General features: G+C 46.9%; 3 protein-coding genes and 1 pseudogene. 3 read left to right on the forward strand and 1 reads right to left on the reverse strand.

Annotated features, from left to right (window positions below):
* From EQY_RS26930 to EQY_RS0120090, 3 genes and pseudogenes are all read left to right on the forward strand, one after another.
* A pseudogene (locus EQY_RS26930) lies at positions 1-85 on the forward strand (3'-5' exonuclease); the annotation flags it as partial.
* Positions 86-149: 64 nt separating this feature from the next.
* Positions 150-398: an excisionase gene (locus EQY_RS0120085; RefSeq protein ID WP_000113179.1), complete on the forward strand. Its 249-nt coding sequence runs from the start codon at positions 150-152 to the stop codon at positions 396-398.
* On the forward strand, positions 376-1,506 hold the full coding sequence (locus tag EQY_RS0120090) for a phage integrase Arm DNA-binding domain-containing protein (RefSeq protein WP_000113659.1): 1,131 nt from the start codon (positions 376-378) through the stop codon (positions 1,504-1,506). Before EQY_RS0120085 ends, EQY_RS0120090 begins: the two co-directional genes overlap by 23 nt.
* 45 nt (positions 1,507-1,551) lie before the next feature.
* On the opposite strand, the gene EQY_RS25085 is transcribed toward EQY_RS0120090, so the two are convergent.
* The coding region (locus EQY_RS25085; protein ID WP_000326253.1) for an OmpW family outer membrane protein at positions 1,552-1,668 on the reverse strand (117 nt) is incomplete at its 5' end.

A 1,668-nucleotide genomic window follows, 5' to 3' on the forward strand; every position in this document is an offset into this window, starting at 1 on the left:
CAATGCGCTGGATGATGCCCGTCACCAGGCAAAATACGTTTCAGCAATCTGGCAAAAACTGATCCCGAGTCAAGCTGATTTTTAATGTTCAACCCCGGTCGTCGCCCACCAGCTATAGTGGCGGCGACCATGATTAGCGAACGACGCTCATGGCAAGACTTATTCTGCTCACTGAGTGGGCAAAAGAGGAATTCGGTGAGCCGGTCCCTACTCCGGGTACGTTAAGTAAATACGCTAAAGCCGGAATGATATTTCCTCTCCCCAAAAAAGTTGGAAGACACTGGCGAGTGGATCCACACGCTCGCTTTGTAGGAATGGTAAACAAGCCGGAGGTGATCGCCACAGATCACCCAGCCTTGAAGAGGATACTGGAAGATGGCGCGCCCGCGAAAATATAAAACTGATGTTCCGGGATTATCTCCGTATTTTGACAAAAGAAATAACAAAGTTTACTGGCGTTACAGGCATCCCATAACAGGCAAAAATCACGGTCTCGGCAGTATTGACCAGAAACTGGCAGAAACTATTGCAGCAGAAGCGAACAGCCGTCTTGCCAGGCAGCAAATGGAACAAATGCTCAGTCTGCAGGAGAAAATTATTAATGATACCGGCGGTTCATCAACCGTTTCCATTTTTCTGAATAATTACAGAAAAATTCAACAGGAAAGATATGAAAACGGAGAGATCAAACTCAACACGCTGAAACAAAAAGCGGCCCCTCTCAGGGTATTTGATGAACGTTTTGGCACCAGATCATTAGATGCCATAACCGTAAAAGATGTGGTATCGGTGCTGGAAGAGTACAAGGCCAGAGGACATAACAGAATGGGACAAATTTTCAGGAAGGTACTGATCGATGTTTTCCGGGAAGCTCAGCAAACAGGCGATGTTCCGCCAGGCTTTAACCCTGCAGAATCGGCAAAAAAACCGCAGGTGCGGATATCAAGACAGCGACTGACTTTTGATGAGTGGATGATGATTTATAACGCAGCGGAAAAGGATGGTTACTTTTTACAGCGCGGCATGCTGCTGGCACTGATGACAGGCCAGCGCCTTTCAGATATTTGCAAAATGCAGTTTTCGGATATCCGGGATGGTTATCTTCATGTCGAACAGCAAAAAACAGGAACCCGGATTGCCATCCCTCTTGCTCTGCGTTGCGATAAATTAAATCTCACCCTGGATGATGTGGTGTCATCCTGTCGCGATTGCGTTCTTAGTCCGTGGCTATTGCACCATCATCACGCGAAAGGGACAGCCAAGCGCGGCGGGATGGTTAAGCCAGCAACGTTAACCGTTGCATTTAAAAAAGCGCGGGATTCTGTGGATTACAACTGGCGTGCTAATGGCACCCCACCCTCTTTCCATGAGCAGAGATCTTTATCAGAGCGATTGTTCAGAGAGCAGGGAATTGATACCCAAATTTTGCTGGGTCATTCGAATCAAAAAATGACCGATATTTACAACGATGCACGTGGTAAGGAGTGGAAAAAACTGGTCATTTGACGACCAGTTTTGCAGAAGAGTTTTGCAGAGGTTTTGCAGAGAAAATTAAAAGCGGTACCCGGCAGAGAACATAAACACCCACGGATCCAGTCGTACCGCGTCTTTCACGGGTGTTCCATTAAATTTATAATTGGCGGTGGTATCGATATCCATGTACCAGAC

Origin of the sequence: Escherichia sp. TW14182, from assembly GCF_000208525.1 — a bacterium.
Classification (GTDB): Bacteria; Pseudomonadota; Gammaproteobacteria; order Enterobacterales; family Enterobacteriaceae; genus Escherichia; species Escherichia ruysiae.